Genomic DNA, 15,518 nt, shown 5'->3' on the forward strand with positions numbered 1-15,518 from the left:
ATATAGCATATTTGTGGTAATTTTTACACAATCAGATTAAAAATATGGTTGTGCAGAAGAGCCATAATATGTTAATATTTAAGAAGGAAGCGGCATATTATGAGTAAGAAGAAATTAGACCCGGAAAAATTTGTTTTAAGTGAATTAAAACCGGACGAACGATTAAAATATGAAATCGCAGCAGAACTTGGACTTTTTGATAAAGTTATGAAAGATGGATGGAAATCTTTATCAGCAAAAGAAACAGGCCGTATTGGCGGAATAATGACAAAGAGAAAAAAACAGACAGGAAAGGGTGATTTAAATAAATCATGAAAAAAAAATTATTATTTATCTATAATCCCCATGCAGGTAAAGGTAAGATAAAGAGTTGGTTATCTGATATCATCGAATTGTTTGTAAAGCATGATTATGAAGTAACTGTTTATACCACCTTAAAAAAAGAAAGCGGTACAAAAATAGTAGAAGAATGCCTTGAAAAAGAAGAGTATGACCAAATTGTATGCTCCGGGGGCGATGGAACTTTAAATGAAGTAATCTGCGGTCTTATGAATAGTAATGTAAATATTCCCGTAGGATACATCCCTTCCGGAACTACCAATGATTTTGCTTATACCCTGTCTTTGCCTAAACATATGCTGAAAGCTGCAAAAGTGGCTATTAAAGGAAAAGAATTTCCCTTTGACGTTGGAGTTATCAATGGGAAATACTTTACATATACCGCTGCCTTTGGGCTTTTTACCGACGCTTCTTATGAAACACCACAAACAACCAAGAATCTATTAGGCCGCCTTGCTTATATTTTAGAAGGTGTTAAAAGACTGCCTAATTGGAAGTCTTATAGTATGGAAATTACCTGCGGTGATATCTGTATCGAAGATAATTTTATCTTTGGAATGGTAACTAGTTCCACTTCCGTAGGAGGTTTTAAAGGCATTACCGGAAAAGATGTATTGTTAGATGACGGTATTTTTGAGGGCATCTTTATTAAAACACCACAAAATGTACTGGAGTTTCAAAGTATAATAAACGATTTATTAACAGGTAAATTAAACAGTGATCATATCTACTATTTTCCTGTAAAAGATATACAAATGGTATCGAAAGAACCTGTTCCCTGGTCAACCGACGGGGAATTTGGCGGTGAATACAGCAAAATAAACATTCAAATAATCAAACAGGCATTAACCATTATGAGAAGTACAAATGAATTAAAAGGAAATCATTTAGAGGATAAAATATAATACCACGTAAGAGTAAAAAAATACAAAAAGAATATATCCAAGGAAATAAGCTCCAAAGATATATTCTTATGAATAAGAGAATTTAATAAAAGATAATTTAATTCTATTAATAAGCGAATATTTATTTTGAAGGATATCTTTTTGGCGTTTTATAATATTCGTAACTGGTATAATTAATATCGTTAATATTCAGGAAGTTCTTAATTGAAATGCAGATTCCACCAAGTAAAACAGCTGAAATTCCAAGTGTAGAGGGGACAAGGTTTAATTTACTTTTTATGTTCTTATTTAGCCTTTCCTTTATCTGATCAATCAGTTGAGGTAAATAAGTGGTAAAGGAACTGTTGATAATAACAATATCGGAATTAAAGGCATTTATAATATTATTGACGCATACTGCCATATATTTTGTAAAGGTATCTGCAGTTTTCATTGCAACTTCATCGCCATTGTTATACAGGGATAAAAATTGTTCAAAACTAACCTGTTCCATGTTTTTTTCTCTGGCAAATTCCTTTAGAAGAGACTGTTCGGAAAGATATTGTTCCAGACATCCATGATTTCCGCAAGGACATTCCCTGCCATCTACTTCTACAATGGTGTGACCGATTTCTCCAGCATGGCCAAGGCTTCCGGTATACAAGTTTTGATTGATAATAACCCCCATACCAATACCGGAGTATATCATTATACTGCTCATATTTTCATAGTTGTATAGAAATGCTTTTTCTCCTAGAACAGAAAGATTTGCTACATTTTCTAAAATAACAGGCGTTTGAAAATGTTCTTCAATTGCTCCGGCCAAATCTACATTTTCCAAGTTATAATGAGGTGTAAACTGTATAGTATTATTCTGTATAACACCGTGAATTCCTAAAGTAATTCCGATTAATCCATAAGGAAGAGCTTTTATATCCGGCTCCATATCTTCGATTAATTGTATTAAAACAGGGGTAATGTCTTCTTTCTTACCCGGAGTTTTTATTTGCCTTAAGCTTTTTTTCTCTCCTATTAAATCCGTCATAATTGCAGAAATGGTTTCGATTCCTATGTCTATGCTGATGACATATCCTGCATCCTTATTTAAGCTTAGCAGGATTGGCTTTCTTCCAACTAAAGTGTCATCACATCCATTCTCCAGAACTAGTTTTTTCTGTATCAAATCCTGGACAATATTAGTTATAGTTGCTTTAGTCAGCCCTAATTTTTTGGCAATGGCTGCTCTTGAAATATATCTGGAACCAAAGATGGTTTCTAATACTAAAGTGGTATTTATGTCACGAATTAATTCTTTACTTCCGGTTATCATGGTATTCTTTCCTTTATTCTTAATATATATATATTTTAACATACAAATGATTAAGGTGTCAAAAGTATGGCAAGTTACATTTAAATACAAAATTTGGCAATGTTGCAAAAAACGACACTTTTTTTGTTTTTTTTCATACTATATCTATAATACTAATCCTTATTTAACCTTTCCAAGAAATCAGCCAAAACCCATATTTCCAAGTATGTAACTTCCCTTTGTTTTTCTGCTGGGTTTTTTGGAGACTTATAATCGGGTTTAGTATAGACAATGCTCTTGTCAAAGTTGTTAGAAAGGGGATAGGATATGACAGATGCCATGCATATGGAAAACATGGATTCTGAAGGGAAAAAAACAAAAAGCACATCAGAAGCTTTAAAAATGGAAGGACAAAATATATGCGACCAGAATCAAACCAATAATATTAAGGAAGTGATACGTGTAAAATCTGTGGCTGAATATCTGGAGGCGGTAGATATAATATTTACTACCTTATGTAATATTAATCAAGGAAGTAATTGTCAATTATGGTATCGGGGCCATGCCCAGGAATCCTTTGATTTGCTGCCTACCATTACAAGAAAGAGAAATGGGTTACAGCTAAACCCATTATTTGAAACTGCTTTTCTTTCTAAATTTAAATCCTCTGCCATAGCCTACGTAGAAAAGCTTCCTAAATTTCCTTTAAATGATGATGTAAATGCTTATTGGAACTGGCTTTTTATATTAAGACACTATGGGCTGCCTGCCAGAATATTGGATTGGAGCAGAGATGCCCTAACCGGTTTATTTTTTGCAACAAACCCTGAGGATCCCAGTTTAACACCGGGAGTGGATGCAGCTGTTTGGCTCCTGAATCCGGTAAAATTGAACGAAAGTTTTTCTTTTCACAGTTTTTTAAAACCCGGGTATATTCCCAGTGTAGAAGAGCCCTCCTTTAACCTGTTTTTTGGACCGGAAAGTGATATACTAAATACGTTAAAGCCTGCAGCAGCCATCGGGCCATTAAATACTACCAGAATTGTAGCCCAAAGAGGCACATTTACCGTATTTCCAAGAGTGAAAGCACTTCTTGCATTGAATAAGTTTGAAGATTCGGATAAGTACCTGACTAAAATAATTATTGACCACGAAAGTATAGATAAAATTCAAACCCAGTTAAGACACTATGGAATAACAAGACTGGCACTTTATCCGGATATGGAATCAATAGCCTCAGAAGTGTTCCAGGAAGTCATTGATGAAGGAATCAATACCACTGAAATAGATTAGCGGTGGTTAGAGGTTCAAGCATCGCCAGCACTACCAATACTCTTGCGGTTTTATTTGAATTATGTTATTATTTCCACGAAAGCAGATAAAAATACTGTCTGCAAGGAAAAGCATTAGATTGGAGTCGGAAATGAAATTCAGACCTTGTATTGATATTCATAACGGAAAGGTGAAACAAATAATAGGAGGCAGCCTGCTGGATAAAGACAATCAGGTGAAAGAGAACTTTGTGTCCCAGCAGGAGGCCGACTATTACGCAGCTTTATATAAAAAGGAACACTTAAAAGGCGGACATATAATTCTGTTAAATCCCAGTAATACCACTTATTACGAAGAGGATTGTATTCAGGCAAGAAAGGCTTTGGAAGAATATCCGGGAGGTTTTCAGATAGGAGGAGGGATTACCCATGAGAATGCTGCCGGTTTCCTGAATATGGGAGCCTCTCATGTTATTGTCACTTCCTTTGTATTTAAAGATGGAAAGATTTATTATGAGAATTTGGACAAACTGGTTCAGGCTGTAGGAAAAGAAAAATTGGTTCTGGATTTAAGCTGTAGAAAAAAAGATGGGTCTTATTATATTGTAACAGACCGTTGGCAGAAATTTACCCAGGTTAAGGTCAATAAGGAAACACTGAATGAATTGGCCGGGTATTGCGATGAATTTTTGATTCATGCAGTAGATGTGGAAGGAAAATCCACAGGTATTGAAACCGAATTAGTTGCTTTACTTGGTGGCTGGAAAGGGATTCCCATTACTTATGCAGGAGGAGTGGGCAGCTTTGGGGATTTGGAAACTTTGTACAAGCTGGGTAAAGGACAACTTGATGTTACCATTGGAAGTGCTTTGGATTTATTTGGAGGCTCCATGGAGTATAAGAAAGTGCTTCAAAAGATTCATCAGTTGAGCAGGCAATAAAAAGAAAGATGGAAGAGAACTTAGGTTAACCGGCAATTTGTACCGGATTACAAACTTGCTTCTTTATTAAATGGCGCTAAAGTGCCGGAATTGAGGTTACTATGCAGGCATATACTGGATTTGCACAGGTTTATGATATATTTATGGATAATGTACCCTACGATGAGTGGACAAATTATCTGGTTGGATTATTAAAGGAATATGGACTCCATTCCGGTCTGGTCTTGGAACTAGGTTGTGGGACAGGCTCCATTACAAGAAGACTGGCAGCAAAAGGTTTTGATATGATTGGTGTTGATATATCAGAAGAAATGTTAGAAATAGCCAGAGAAATAGAATATAACCGGGATTTTGACTGTTCTGAAGATTTCATAGAAGGAAATGAACTGCCGGAAAGAAGCAATATCCTTTACTTACAACAGGATATGCGTGAATTTGAACTGTATGGGACTGTTTCTGCTGTTGTCAGTATTTGTGACAGTATGAACTATATTACATCGGAAGAAGACCTTCTTAAAGTATTTCAATTGGTTAACAATTATTTGGATGGTGGAGGAATCTTTATCTTTGATATGAATACTGTGTATAAATACAAAGATATATTAGGGGATAATACCATAGCAGAAAACAGAGAAGACTGTAGTTTTATATGGGACAACTACTATTATGAAGATAAAATGATCAATGAATATGATGTTACTATCTTTGTGAAAGTGGATGAAGAGGTTGAAGATGAAGTGGAGGCAGATAAGAAAGAAGCTTTAAATGAAGGTCATGAAAAAAACAAGGATTCTTCCGTAAGCTTATATGAAAAATATGAAGAGCTTCACTATCAGAAGGCATATACCATAGATACGGTTATCCGGTTAATCGAAAAGGCGGGTATGGAATTTGTAACGGTATATGATGCCTTTACTCATAATCCCCCTGACGAAAAAAGCGAAAGAGTTTATTTTGTTGCCAGAGAAAAGCATCAGGAGAATAAGTTATATATTTAAAATCTGATATAGATTAAAAAATATATGAGTAAATATTTTTCATACAAAAAAGATGTAAGAAAAAGTGCATAATAAATTACAATACGAAATAACATACAATTCAAAATAAAATACAATTATAAGATAATATAAAATAGATATAATAAAAATTAAGTAGGACGTAAAATACAACATAATAAAAAATAGCAGATTATAAAAGTTAAATATTAAGGAGAACATTATGTCAGATTATATAGTCAGAGCAACAGCTGCAGATGGGCAGATTCGGGCATTCGCAGCTACTACAAGAGATTTGGTGGAATATGCAAAAAGTATTCATAATACAAGCCCAATTGCTACGGCTGCATTGGGAAGATTACTCACCGCCGGTTCCATGATGGGCAGTATGATGAAGGGAGAGGATGACCTGCTTACCCTCCAAATTACTTGTAACGGTCCAATAAAGGGTCTTACGGTTACCGCAGATGCAAAAGCAAATGTGAAAGGCTATGTCTACAATCCCGATGTGATGCTTCCACCTAGTCCAAAAGGTAAATTGGATGTAGGAGGAGCCGTTCAATCAGGTATTTTAAATGTAATTAAAGACATGGGATTAAAAGAACCCTATGTGGGACAAACAGAATTGGTTTCGGGAGAAATAGCGGAAGACATAACTTATTATTATGCAACCTCAGAGCAGGTACCGTCCTGTGTAGCTTTAGGTGTATTAATGAACAAAGATAATACAGTAAAACAGGCAGGAGGATTTATTATTCAGTTATTGCCATTTGCTGATGAAGCTATTATTGAACAGTTAGAGAAAAAAATAAGTGAAATTGATTCTATTACCGCACTTCTGGATAAACATGAAACACCTGAGATAATACTGGAACACATATTAGGGGATTTTGGACTTGAAATCTTAGATAAGGTAAATACTCAGTTCTTCTGCAATTGTACCAAGGAAAGAGTAGAAAAAGCCATTGTAAGTATAGGCAAGACGGATATTCAGGAAATGATAGATGACAATGAACCTATAGAAGTAAATTGCCACTTTTGTAATAACCATTATCATTTTAGTGTAGATGAGCTAAAGGAAATCGTTAAAAGAAGCAGACAGAATTAAAATGCAGCAGGGTGTAGTGAACAAGATTTAGCCGCACAATCCTATGTAGAGTTATACTGCAGGAACAAAAGTTTCTTCGATTAATGTCTACTATAATAAATGATTATAATATAGATGAAAAATAATAATAAGTAAACCCGTTGCTTAAATGAAACAGTCAGTTATAATATAATTGAATAAATTGATATACATTTATAATGAGAACTTAAAAGACTTTTCATATGCCATTTACTTGAAAGAATAATTAAGAAAGGAAAATTGCAACTGCCAAGATGTGGGATGCAATGGGTGTAATTATGAAAAAATTAGACATGCTATACGAAGGAAAAGCCAAGAAAGTATTTAAAACAGATGTTGAAGATGTTTATGTTGTGGACTATAAAGATGATGCAACTGCATTTAATGGTTTGAAAAAGGGTACCATTGTAGGAAAAGGTGTTATCAATAATAGAATGTCAAATCACTTATTTCAGGTCCTTGAGAAGGAAGGAGTTCCCACACATTTTATTGAAGAGTTAAGCGAAAGAGAGACTGCTGTAAAGAAAGTAGAAATTATACCTTTAGAAGTTATTATCCGTAATTTTTCAGCAGGAAGTTTTGCTAAAAAACTAGGAATAGAGGAGGGAAGAAAACTTCTTATACCTACCTTGGAGTTTAGTTATAAAGATGATGATTTAGGGGATCCAATGATTAATGATTATTATGCCATTGCCATTGGAGTAGCAACAAGAGAAGAAATTGAAAGAATTTCAGAAATGGCTTTTAAAGTAAATGAAGTATTAAAGAAATATTTTGCGGAATGCGGAATTGAATTAGTTGATTTTAAAATAGAATTTGGGAGACATAAGGATGAAATTATCTTAGCGGATGAAATCTCTCCCGATACTTGCAGACTATGGGATATTAACACTCACGAAAAACTGGACAAAGACCGTTTTAGAAGGGATTTAGGTAATGTAGAAGGTGCTTATAATGAAGTATTCAAACGTTTAGGTTTATAGACAGATTGTTTAGAAAGGGACAGTATGAAGAATGATATAGAAAGTGCCTATATTACCGAAGGAATTCACGAAGAATGCGGTGTGTTCGGCATCTATGATTTTGACGGAAATGATGTTGCCTCTTCCATTTATTATGGACTATTTGCTTTGCAGCACAGAGGACAGGAAAGTTGTGGCATTGCGGTAAGTGATACGAAAGGTTCAGGCGGTAAAGTTAAATCCATAAAGGGCATGGGACTGGTGAATGAAGTATTTACCCCGGATAGTTTTGAAAAGCTATCCGGTAACATAGGGGTAGGACATGTAAGATATTCTACTGCCGGAGGCAGTACTCCTGAAAATACCCAGCCTTTGGTTCTAAATTATGTTAAAGGAACGTTAGCCCTGGCCCATAATGGGAATCTGGTAAATGCGTTGGAATTAAAAGATGAACTGGCTTATACCGGTGCTATCTTTCAAACCACTATTGATTCTGAAGTGATTGCCTATCTGATTGCCAGAGAACGGCTAAAGGCAGTTAGTTTAGAAGAAGCCATTAGAAAAACTATGGAAAAACTAAGGGGAGCCTATTCCCTTGTAATCATGAGTGCAAAAAAATTAATTGGTGCCAGAGATCCTTTTGGATTTAAACCATTGTGTATTGGAAAAAAGGACAATTGTTATGTTCTGGCCTCGGAAAGTTGTGCTTTGGATGGGGTGGATGCAGAATTCATTAGGGATGTGGAGCCGGGGGAAGTGGTTATGATAGATGAAGAGGGTATCCATTCTGACACTTCTTTAGTACAGTCTAAGAAAGCAAAATGTATATTTGAGTATATTTATTTTGCAAGGCCGGACAGTCATGTAGACAATGTTAGTGTATATAATTCCAGAATTATGGCCGGAAGGTTATTAGCGCAAATTCATCCGGTAGAAGCGGATCTGGTTGTTGGAGTGCCGGACTCCGGTAATGCGGCAGCTATGGGATATTCCTTTGAATCAGGTATCCAATATGCAACCGCATTTGTAAAGAACAGTTACGTAGGCCGAACCTTTATTAAACCAAAGCAAGCTATGAGAGAATCCAGTGTTCGGATTAAATTAAATGTGTTAACTGATGTAGTAAAAGGAAAACGGGTAATTATGATTGATGATTCTATTGTTAGAGGTACTACCAGCGAAAGAATCGTGAGAATGCTTAAGAATGCCGGAGCTACAGAAGTTCATGTAAGAATCAGTTCACCCCCCTTCTTGTATCCATGTTACTTTGGAACGGATGTACCTTCCGGTGACCAGTTAATTGCTTATAATAATACGGTGGAACAAATACGTGAAATTATTGGAGCTGACTCCCTTGGATATCTTAGTGTAGATCGATTAAGTGAATTGATTAAGGGAGATGAAGGATATTGTGATGCCTGTTTTTCGGGAAATTATCCAATTGAACCGCCGAAGCAGGATATTCGCGGGGAATTTGAGAGATAATTTAATTATTACCTTACACATTTAAAAATACAAACAGGAGGATTCCATGAATAACGATAAATACATCAGCCCTTTTTCTGAACGATATGCCAGCAAAGAAATGCAATATATTTTCTCACCGGATAAAAAATTCAGGACATGGAGAAGATTATGGATTGCTTTAGCAGAGGCAGAAAAAGAACTTGGATTAAATATTACAGACCAACAAATTGAAGAATTAAAAAAACATCAGGATGATATTAATTATGATGTGGCAAATGCCAAGGAAGCAGAAGTACGTCATGATGTTATGTCCCATGTATATGCTTATGGGGTGCAATGTCCAAAAGCAAAAGGAATTATTCATTTGGGTGCAACCTCCTGCTATGTTGGGGACAATACGGATATTATCCTAATGACAGAAGGGTTAAAGCTGATTAAGAAAAAGCTTGTTAATGTTATGAATTTGCTATCAAACTTTGCTTATCAGCATAAAGGATTACCAACCTTAGCATTTACTCATTTTCAGCCGGCACAGCCTACAACTGTGGGAAAGAGAGCTGCATTATGGCTAATGGAATTAAAACTGGATTATGATGATATTTCTTATCTTATTGATAATATGCTTTTGCTTGGTTCCAAAGGAACCACTGGTACCCAGGCAAGTTTTCTGGAATTATTTGATGGAGACCATGAGCGAATTAAGAAACTGGATCAATTAATTGCGGATAAGATGGGATTTGCAGGGTGCTTTCCGGTATCCGGCCAGACTTATTCACGTAAAGTGGATACCAGAGTGGTAAATGTACTTGCAGGAATTGCAGCCAGTGCACATAAATTCTCTAATGACATTCGCTTATTACAGCATTTAAAAGAAATAGAAGAACCATTTGAAAAACATCAGATTGGTTCCTCTGCCATGGCTTACAAACGTAATCCTATGAGAAGTGAAAGAATTGCTTCTTTGGCTAATTATGTAATGGCAGATGTCTTAAATCCGGCCATTACATCTGCTACCCAATGGTTTGAGAGAACTTTAGACGATTCTGCCAATAAAAGAATCAGTATACCGGAAGCCTTTCTTGCAGTAGATGGTATCTTGGATTTATACATGAATGTAGTGGACGGATTGGTGGTTTATCCCAAGGTGATTCGTAAACACCTTATGGCAGAGCTTCCGTTTATGGCAACAGAGAATATTATGATGGATGCTGTAAAAGCCGGCGGTGACAGACAGGAACTGCATGAAAGGATTCGTGTATTGTCTATGGAAGCCGGCAAGAATGTAAAAGAAAATGGCTTAGAGAACAACCTTCTTGAACTCATTGCGGCGGATACTTCTTTTAACCTGACTTTGGAGGAATTGCAAAAGGCCATGGATCCAACAAAATACACAGGAAGAGCGGAGCAGCAGGTGGAAGAATTTCTGATTGAAGTAATTCAGCCCATACTGGATAATAATAAATCGGAACTAGGTTTAAAGGCAGATATAAAAGTCTGATTAAGTATATAAAATAACTTTGTCATTCTGAACACAAAATTTTAGGCTTGAATGAAGAGTCCTGGAACTTTAAGTTTTTAGGACCTTCTTTTGTAATTCGGCTTATAAACAGATTGGAGTGTTTAGGATGACAATTTATTTGAAATTCTTTAGGTGGAAAATTTTGTATATCATCTTGTTTTTTCCCTGACAATTGTATTGATTGTGATATTATGTTAAAATACTATTTATTGAGGGTATGAACTTAAGAGGTCACGAATTGGAGAGGTGTAAATGAAATGGATACAGCATTTAAGAACCATTAATCATCATAAATGGTTAGTTATGAAATATTGTTTTCGAGCAGGTTTATATAAACAAGGAATTCTTCATGATTTATCTAAATATTCTCCCGTTGAATTTTTAGTTGGTGCTAAATACTTTCAAGGAAATCAAAGCCCCAATAATGCCGAGCGGTTTGATAAGGGCTATAGTTCTGCCTGGTTACATCATAAAGGAAAGAACAAACATCACTTGGAGTATTGGATCGACTATAGTCTGGAACCGGATAAACCCATGACAGGTACCAGAATGCCTGTTAAATATGTAGTTGAAATGTTTTGTGACCGTTTAGCAGCCAGTAAAAATTATAATAAAGAAAAATATAGAGACGGTGATCCTTTGGCATATTTTGAATCGTCAAAAGAACACTATTTAATTCATGAGGATACGAAAAATCTGCTGTACAAATTGCTTAGAATGTTAAAGGAGCGGGGGGAAGATGCTACTTTTCATTATATAAAGACACAGGTGTTAAAAAAAGGATATAAAGTTCTGAATAACAAGGGAAAGAATAATAAAAAGCAGTAATAGGAGGTAATTCTATGGAATTTAAACATGAAAGTAATCGTATTTATATGGATAATGAGCAGGGGAGGACTATTGCCGAGGTAACTTTTCCTGAGGTGAAGGATGGGGTTGTAGACATCAATCATACATTTGTAGATGAATCATTAAGAGGGCAAGGAATTGCCGGTAAATTAATGAAAGAAGCAGCAGAAAAATTAAGAAAAGAAAACAAGAAGGTAATTCTTACCTGTCCTTATGCAGTAGGATGGTTTGATAAGAATAAAGAGTATGATGATATTTTAGAAAAGAAATAATTAAGTCAGGGGCTGGAAAAATACAATATTTAAAAGAAAGATCTAAGGAGAGAGATACATGAATGTGAATCTGGAATACTATAAGATATTCTATTACGTAACCAAATGCGGCAGCTTTACGGCTGCGGCAGAAGAATTGTGTATCTCTCAGCCTGCTGTCAGTCAGGCGATTAAACTGCTGGAGAATGTGTTAGGCAGCAGTCTTTACATCCGTACCCAAAAAGGAGTAAAACTTACCCCGGAAGGAGAAGTATTATTCTCTTATATTTCACGTGGTTATGAAACTATAATACTAGGTGAAACGAAATTTAAGAAGATGCTGGATTTAGAGAACGGGGAAATCAGAATTGGAGCCAGTGATATGACTCTACAATTCTATTTGCTGAAATTTTTGGAAGAATTTCATATGAAACACCCCAAAATTAAAGTAACGGTAACCAATGGTCCTACCCCTGAAACTTTGGAATATCTATATGAGGGTAAGATTGATTTTGGTGTTGTAAGTGTGCCTTTTCAGGCAAAACCGGAAGTAAACATAAAAGAGGTTCAGCCCATTAAGGATGTCTTTGTTGGAGGAATGGGTTTTAAAGATCTTAGGGATAAGGAACTGGATTATAAAGATCTAGAACAACTTCCCATTATATGCTTGGAGAAAAATACAAGTACAAGAGCTTACATTGATGATTATCTAAAGGACAACGGAGTAGTTTTAGAACCTGAATTTGAATTGGCAACCAGTGATATTATAGTTCAGTTTACGTTAAGAAATTTTGGTATTGGCTCCGTTGTAAGAAATTTTGCTGAAAAATATATCGATAGCGGGGAATTATTTGAATTAAAATTTAAGAAGGAAATCCCAAATAGAAATTTCTGTATCATAACCAGTGATAAAAATCCAATATCAACAGCGGCTAAGGAATTATTGGGCATGCTAATTTAAGATAATATAGAAGAAAGAAATAGTTTAAAAAGCAGGAAAGAAATGTGAAGGAGAGTGATCTTCACCAATGGAAAGTAAGCCTTCCATTAGTAAAACTCAAAAATGAACTCCATAAAATTAAAAAAAGAAGAAGATTTAATAGAAACATAGATAAGAGGTAAATAATGAAGCGAATTGCAAAATTTCATAAAGTAAGCTTGGAACAATTTACAAAGGATTGGTCAGATACCTTTTCTGATTCCAATGAACAAAAAGCCAAAGAGGTATATGAACAGATAAGATTGCCCCAAAGGGCAACTGCTGGCTCCGCAGGATATGATTTCTATAGTCCAATAACTTTTACTTTGGCACCTGGAGAAACTATTAAGATTCCTACGGGAATTCGGGTTGAAATAGAGGATGGCTGGGTACTAAAATGTTATCCGCGAAGCGGATTAGGGTTTAAATATCGCCTGCAATTGAATAATACAGTTGGTATTATAGATAGTGATTATTTTTATTCCGATAATGAAGGTCATATGTTCGCAAAAATCACCAATGATTCCAATGAGAGCAAAACTGCTGTGGTAGAGTCAGGTACAGGCTTTATGCAAGGAATATTTGTTGAGTATGGAATTACATATGATGACGAGGTAATGGAAAAAAGAAATGGTGGCTTTGGAAGTACTACGAAATAAAGCAGAATAATAGTAGTGAAAAAACGAAGATAATTCCGTCTTCGTTTTTTCAATTATATGGGAGTAAAAATAAAATTGCAAGGTATGAAAGTGTGTTTCCAGGTCTGGTACTTTTTAAGAAAAATAATTGCAGTGGATGCTAAATGTTACATAATTATTTAATAATATTGAAATATATTTAAAAATTTTGTAACAAATTGATTTCCATTTTTATGAAATGCCCTGGTTGCTTCTGTTTTCTTATTTAATTCCTAAAACCCTTGGTTTATCTGGGTTTTATTAATGTTCCAATAATATACATGTTACAGCTTAACTGGAATAAATTTGGGTTTGTGTCAAGAATGTGTCAAATTTCCCATTTAATAACTGTTGCTTAGGGGGTAGTGCTATGTTAACCTTAGGGAGCAACATTTAATAATTATTTAAAGGAGGCAACACATGAAAGGTATCATTGTAACATCTTTATTAAGCTTACAAATTGCAGGTTTATTTGGAGGAAATGCAAATACTAACTCTAATATAAATATTAATGAATTATTAAATAAGAATGCCAAAAATATTAATATAGAGTTAGCCAAGGATGCAATATCAAAATGCACACCGTCACTGGAGGCTGTTAAAAGTACAGATTCTTCTATTCAATTAGACATTAACAAAGAAGAAGGAGTAGATGGATATTCCATCTATCGCGCATCTTCAAAAGATGGAGTTTTTGAATATGTAGGAGACACTAAGTCAGGTGATTTTACAGACAAGAACTTAGAATCAGATTCATCCTATTGCTATACAGCAAAAGCTTATGCAATTGTAAATGGTAAAAAGGTAATAAGCCCTATATCCAATAAGGAAGTTGCAGTAACAAAGCCAGAGAAAAATACCAATACAGATAAAAAAGAAACAACAACCCCTCCAAAAACTGAAACACCAAAAACCGAAACACCTAAAACTGAAACACCAAAAACCGAAACACCTAAAACTGAAACACCGAAAACCGAAACACCAAAAACAGAAGTACCAAAAACCGAAACACCTAATGAATCTTCTAATCAATATGACAGCAGTTTTGCAAGTCAGGTATTAAAGTTAGTGAATGCGGAACGTGTAAAAGGTGGATTACATGAACTTACAATGTCCTCTGCTTTAACAGCTCCAGCAAATAAAAGAGCTCAAGAAATAAAAACTCAATTCTCTCATACAAGACCAAACGGTACTCAATGGTCAACTGTATTAAATGAATATGGTATAAGTGTACGTACAGCCGGTGAAAACCTTGCTTATGGTTATAATACTCCGGAAGCAGTAGTAGAAGGATGGATGAACTCTCCTGGACATAGAGCTAATATTATGAATAGCAACTTTAATCAAATTGGTATTGGTGTTTATAAAGATAGTAATGGAACAGTATATTGTACACAATTGTTCTCTAACTAGTTAAAAGTGGGAGTACATTTTATAAATTTAATTAGTTCATATAAAAGGAAGCAAAGAGAAAACATAAACTCTTTGCTTTCTTTTTTAAATAGTGATTGACATTTATTACATAATAATTTAGAATGATTATAAAGTTAGAAATATTTTAAAAGTAAAAGGAGGAAATATATATGGCAGATCATTGGAGCGAAAATGAGTCACTATTAGATGAAGGAACCAGGAATAAATCAAGAGCGATTAAGACACTTATGGAAGAAATTGAAGCGGTTATGTTCTATGAACAAAGAGCGGCAGTTACAGAAGATAAAGACTTAAAGGAAATAATGATACATAACAGAAATGAAGAGATCGAACATGCATGTATGACTTTGGAATGGCTGAGAAGAAACATGGATGGCTGGGATGAAGAGCTTAGAACATACCTGTTCAGTGAAGGTAATATCCTTGCAGTGGAAGAAGAAGCAGCCCATGGAAATAGTGATGAAAATAATGGTGGAAGCCTTCAGATAGGCTCACTGAAATAGTAAAGGAGGGTA

At 35.1% G+C, this 15,518-nt stretch carries 16 protein-coding genes; 15 read left to right on the forward strand and 1 reads right to left on the reverse strand.

Annotation, left to right across the window (positions count from 1 at the left end; translation table 11 throughout):
• Positions 1 to 99: 99 nt before the first annotated feature.
• Positions 100 to 315, forward strand: coding sequence for an alpha/beta-type small acid-soluble spore protein (locus tag BM183_RS06010; RefSeq protein ID WP_091685269.1), 216 nt, complete (start codon positions 100 to 102; stop codon positions 313 to 315).
• Positions 312 to 1,244, forward strand: coding sequence for a diacylglycerol/lipid kinase family protein (locus tag BM183_RS06015; protein ID WP_091685271.1), 933 nt, complete (start codon positions 312 to 314; stop codon positions 1,242 to 1,244). The genes BM183_RS06010 and BM183_RS06015 overlap by 4 nt, the downstream gene beginning before the upstream one ends.
• 121 nt (positions 1,245 to 1,365) lie before the next feature.
• Here the strand turns inward: BM183_RS06015 and BM183_RS06020 are convergent, their stop codons facing one another.
• The gene (locus tag BM183_RS06020) at positions 1,366 to 2,553 is read right to left on the reverse strand and encodes an ROK family transcriptional regulator (RefSeq protein ID WP_097014147.1); all 1,188 of its coding nucleotides are present in this window, start codon (positions 2,551 to 2,553) and stop codon (positions 1,366 to 1,368) included.
• A 306-nt stretch (positions 2,554 to 2,859) separates the two neighbouring features.
• On the opposite strand from BM183_RS06020, the gene BM183_RS06025 reads away from it, so the two are divergent.
• The 13 genes from BM183_RS06025 to BM183_RS06085 all read left to right on the forward strand — a co-directional run bounded on the left by BM183_RS06025 (position 2,860) and on the right by BM183_RS06085 (position 15,506).
• Positions 2,860 to 3,825 (forward strand): FRG domain-containing protein, encoded by a 966-nt coding sequence (locus BM183_RS06025; protein WP_242960876.1) that lies wholly within the window; start codon positions 2,860 to 2,862, stop codon positions 3,823 to 3,825.
• Between the two features lie 130 nt (positions 3,826 to 3,955).
• A complete protein-coding gene (gene hisA, locus BM183_RS06030; protein ID WP_091685275.1) occupies positions 3,956 to 4,744 on the forward strand; it encodes a phosphoribosylformimino-5-aminoimidazole carboxamide ribotide isomerase in 789 nt (262 codons plus the stop codon).
• 101 nt (positions 4,745 to 4,845) lie between these two features.
• Positions 4,846 to 5,742, forward strand: coding sequence for a class I SAM-dependent DNA methyltransferase (locus BM183_RS06035; RefSeq protein ID WP_091685277.1), 897 nt, complete (start codon positions 4,846 to 4,848; stop codon positions 5,740 to 5,742).
• Between the two features lie 220 nt (positions 5,743 to 5,962).
• Positions 5,963 to 6,847, forward strand: coding sequence for an Hsp33 family molecular chaperone HslO (hslO, locus tag BM183_RS06040; protein ID WP_091685278.1), 885 nt, complete (start codon positions 5,963 to 5,965; stop codon positions 6,845 to 6,847).
• Positions 6,848 to 7,143: 296 nt separating this feature from the next.
• Positions 7,144 to 7,848: a phosphoribosylaminoimidazolesuccinocarboxamide synthase gene (purC, locus tag BM183_RS06045; RefSeq protein WP_091685320.1), complete on the forward strand. Its 705-nt coding sequence runs from the start codon at positions 7,144 to 7,146 to the stop codon at positions 7,846 to 7,848.
• A 24-nt stretch (positions 7,849 to 7,872) separates the two neighbouring features.
• On the forward strand, positions 7,873 to 9,312 hold the full coding sequence (purF, locus tag BM183_RS06050; protein WP_091685280.1) for an amidophosphoribosyltransferase: 1,440 nt from the start codon (positions 7,873 to 7,875) through the stop codon (positions 9,310 to 9,312).
• 46 nt (positions 9,313 to 9,358) lie between these two features.
• The gene (purB, locus tag BM183_RS06055) at positions 9,359 to 10,792 is read left to right on the forward strand and encodes an adenylosuccinate lyase (RefSeq protein WP_091685282.1); all 1,434 of its coding nucleotides are present in this window, start codon (positions 9,359 to 9,361) and stop codon (positions 10,790 to 10,792) included.
• Between the two features lie 273 nt (positions 10,793 to 11,065).
• Positions 11,066 to 11,641, forward strand: coding sequence for a DUF5662 family protein (locus BM183_RS06060; RefSeq protein ID WP_091685283.1), 576 nt, complete (start codon positions 11,066 to 11,068; stop codon positions 11,639 to 11,641).
• Between the two features lie 14 nt (positions 11,642 to 11,655).
• Positions 11,656 to 11,934 (forward strand): GNAT family N-acetyltransferase, encoded by a 279-nt coding sequence (locus BM183_RS06065; protein WP_091685285.1) that lies wholly within the window; start codon positions 11,656 to 11,658, stop codon positions 11,932 to 11,934.
• Between the two features lie 58 nt (positions 11,935 to 11,992).
• Positions 11,993 to 12,874 carry a LysR family transcriptional regulator gene (locus tag BM183_RS06070; RefSeq protein ID WP_091685287.1) on the forward strand — a complete coding sequence of 294 codons (882 nt, stop codon included), beginning with the start codon at positions 11,993 to 11,995 and terminating at the stop codon, positions 12,872 to 12,874.
• Positions 12,875 to 13,038: 164 nt separating this feature from the next.
• Positions 13,039 to 13,551: a dCTP deaminase/dUTPase family protein gene (locus BM183_RS06075; RefSeq protein ID WP_091685288.1), complete on the forward strand. Its 513-nt coding sequence runs from the start codon at positions 13,039 to 13,041 to the stop codon at positions 13,549 to 13,551.
• A 438-nt stretch (positions 13,552 to 13,989) separates the two neighbouring features.
• Complete coding sequence (locus BM183_RS06080; protein WP_091685290.1) at positions 13,990 to 14,982, forward strand: CAP domain-containing protein; 993 nt, start codon at positions 13,990 to 13,992, stop codon at positions 14,980 to 14,982.
• Between the two features lie 170 nt (positions 14,983 to 15,152).
• Positions 15,153 to 15,506 carry an encapsulin-associated ferritin-like protein gene (locus tag BM183_RS06085; RefSeq protein WP_091685291.1) on the forward strand — a complete coding sequence of 118 codons (354 nt, stop codon included), beginning with the start codon at positions 15,153 to 15,155 and terminating at the stop codon, positions 15,504 to 15,506.
• The last annotated feature ends 12 nt before the right edge of the window (positions 15,507 to 15,518 follow it).

Source organism: Anaerocolumna aminovalerica (assembly GCF_900115365.1).
GTDB classification, from domain to species: domain Bacteria; phylum Bacillota; class Clostridia; order Lachnospirales; family Lachnospiraceae; genus Anaerocolumna; species Anaerocolumna aminovalerica.

What these genes read in the sequence shown, in the direction of transcription:
- purC (WP_091685320.1), top strand. Translation starts at nt 7,144, where the DNA reads ATGAAAAAATTAGACATGCTATACGAAGGAAAAGCCAAGAAAGTATTT.
- BM183_RS06025 (WP_242960876.1), top strand. Translation starts at nt 2,860, where the DNA reads ATGACAGATGCCATGCATATGGAAAACATGGATTCTGAAGGGAAAAAA.
- purB (WP_091685282.1), top strand. Translation starts at nt 9,359, where the DNA reads ATGAATAACGATAAATACATCAGCCCTTTTTCTGAACGATATGCCAGC.
- hisA (WP_091685275.1), top strand. Translation starts at nt 3,956, where the DNA reads ATGAAATTCAGACCTTGTATTGATATTCATAACGGAAAGGTGAAACAA.
- BM183_RS06035 (WP_091685277.1), top strand. Translation starts at nt 4,846, where the DNA reads ATGCAGGCATATACTGGATTTGCACAGGTTTATGATATATTTATGGAT.
- BM183_RS06010 (WP_091685269.1), top strand. Translation starts at nt 100, where the DNA reads ATGAGTAAGAAGAAATTAGACCCGGAAAAATTTGTTTTAAGTGAATTA.
- BM183_RS06020 (WP_097014147.1), bottom strand. Translation starts at nt 2,553, where the DNA reads ATGATAACCGGAAGTAAAGAATTAATTCGTGACATAAATACCACTTTA.
- hslO (WP_091685278.1), top strand. Translation starts at nt 5,963, where the DNA reads ATGTCAGATTATATAGTCAGAGCAACAGCTGCAGATGGGCAGATTCGG.
- BM183_RS06075 (WP_091685288.1), top strand. Translation starts at nt 13,039, where the DNA reads ATGAAGCGAATTGCAAAATTTCATAAAGTAAGCTTGGAACAATTTACA.
- BM183_RS06080 (WP_091685290.1), top strand. Translation starts at nt 13,990, where the DNA reads ATGAAAGGTATCATTGTAACATCTTTATTAAGCTTACAAATTGCAGGT.
- BM183_RS06060 (WP_091685283.1), top strand. Translation starts at nt 11,066, where the DNA reads ATGAAATGGATACAGCATTTAAGAACCATTAATCATCATAAATGGTTA.
- BM183_RS06070 (WP_091685287.1), top strand. Translation starts at nt 11,993, where the DNA reads ATGAATGTGAATCTGGAATACTATAAGATATTCTATTACGTAACCAAA.
- BM183_RS06015 (WP_091685271.1), top strand. Translation starts at nt 312, where the DNA reads ATGAAAAAAAAATTATTATTTATCTATAATCCCCATGCAGGTAAAGGT.
- BM183_RS06085 (WP_091685291.1), top strand. Translation starts at nt 15,153, where the DNA reads ATGGCAGATCATTGGAGCGAAAATGAGTCACTATTAGATGAAGGAACC.
- BM183_RS06065 (WP_091685285.1), top strand. Translation starts at nt 11,656, where the DNA reads ATGGAATTTAAACATGAAAGTAATCGTATTTATATGGATAATGAGCAG.
- purF (WP_091685280.1), top strand. Translation starts at nt 7,873, where the DNA reads ATGAAGAATGATATAGAAAGTGCCTATATTACCGAAGGAATTCACGAA.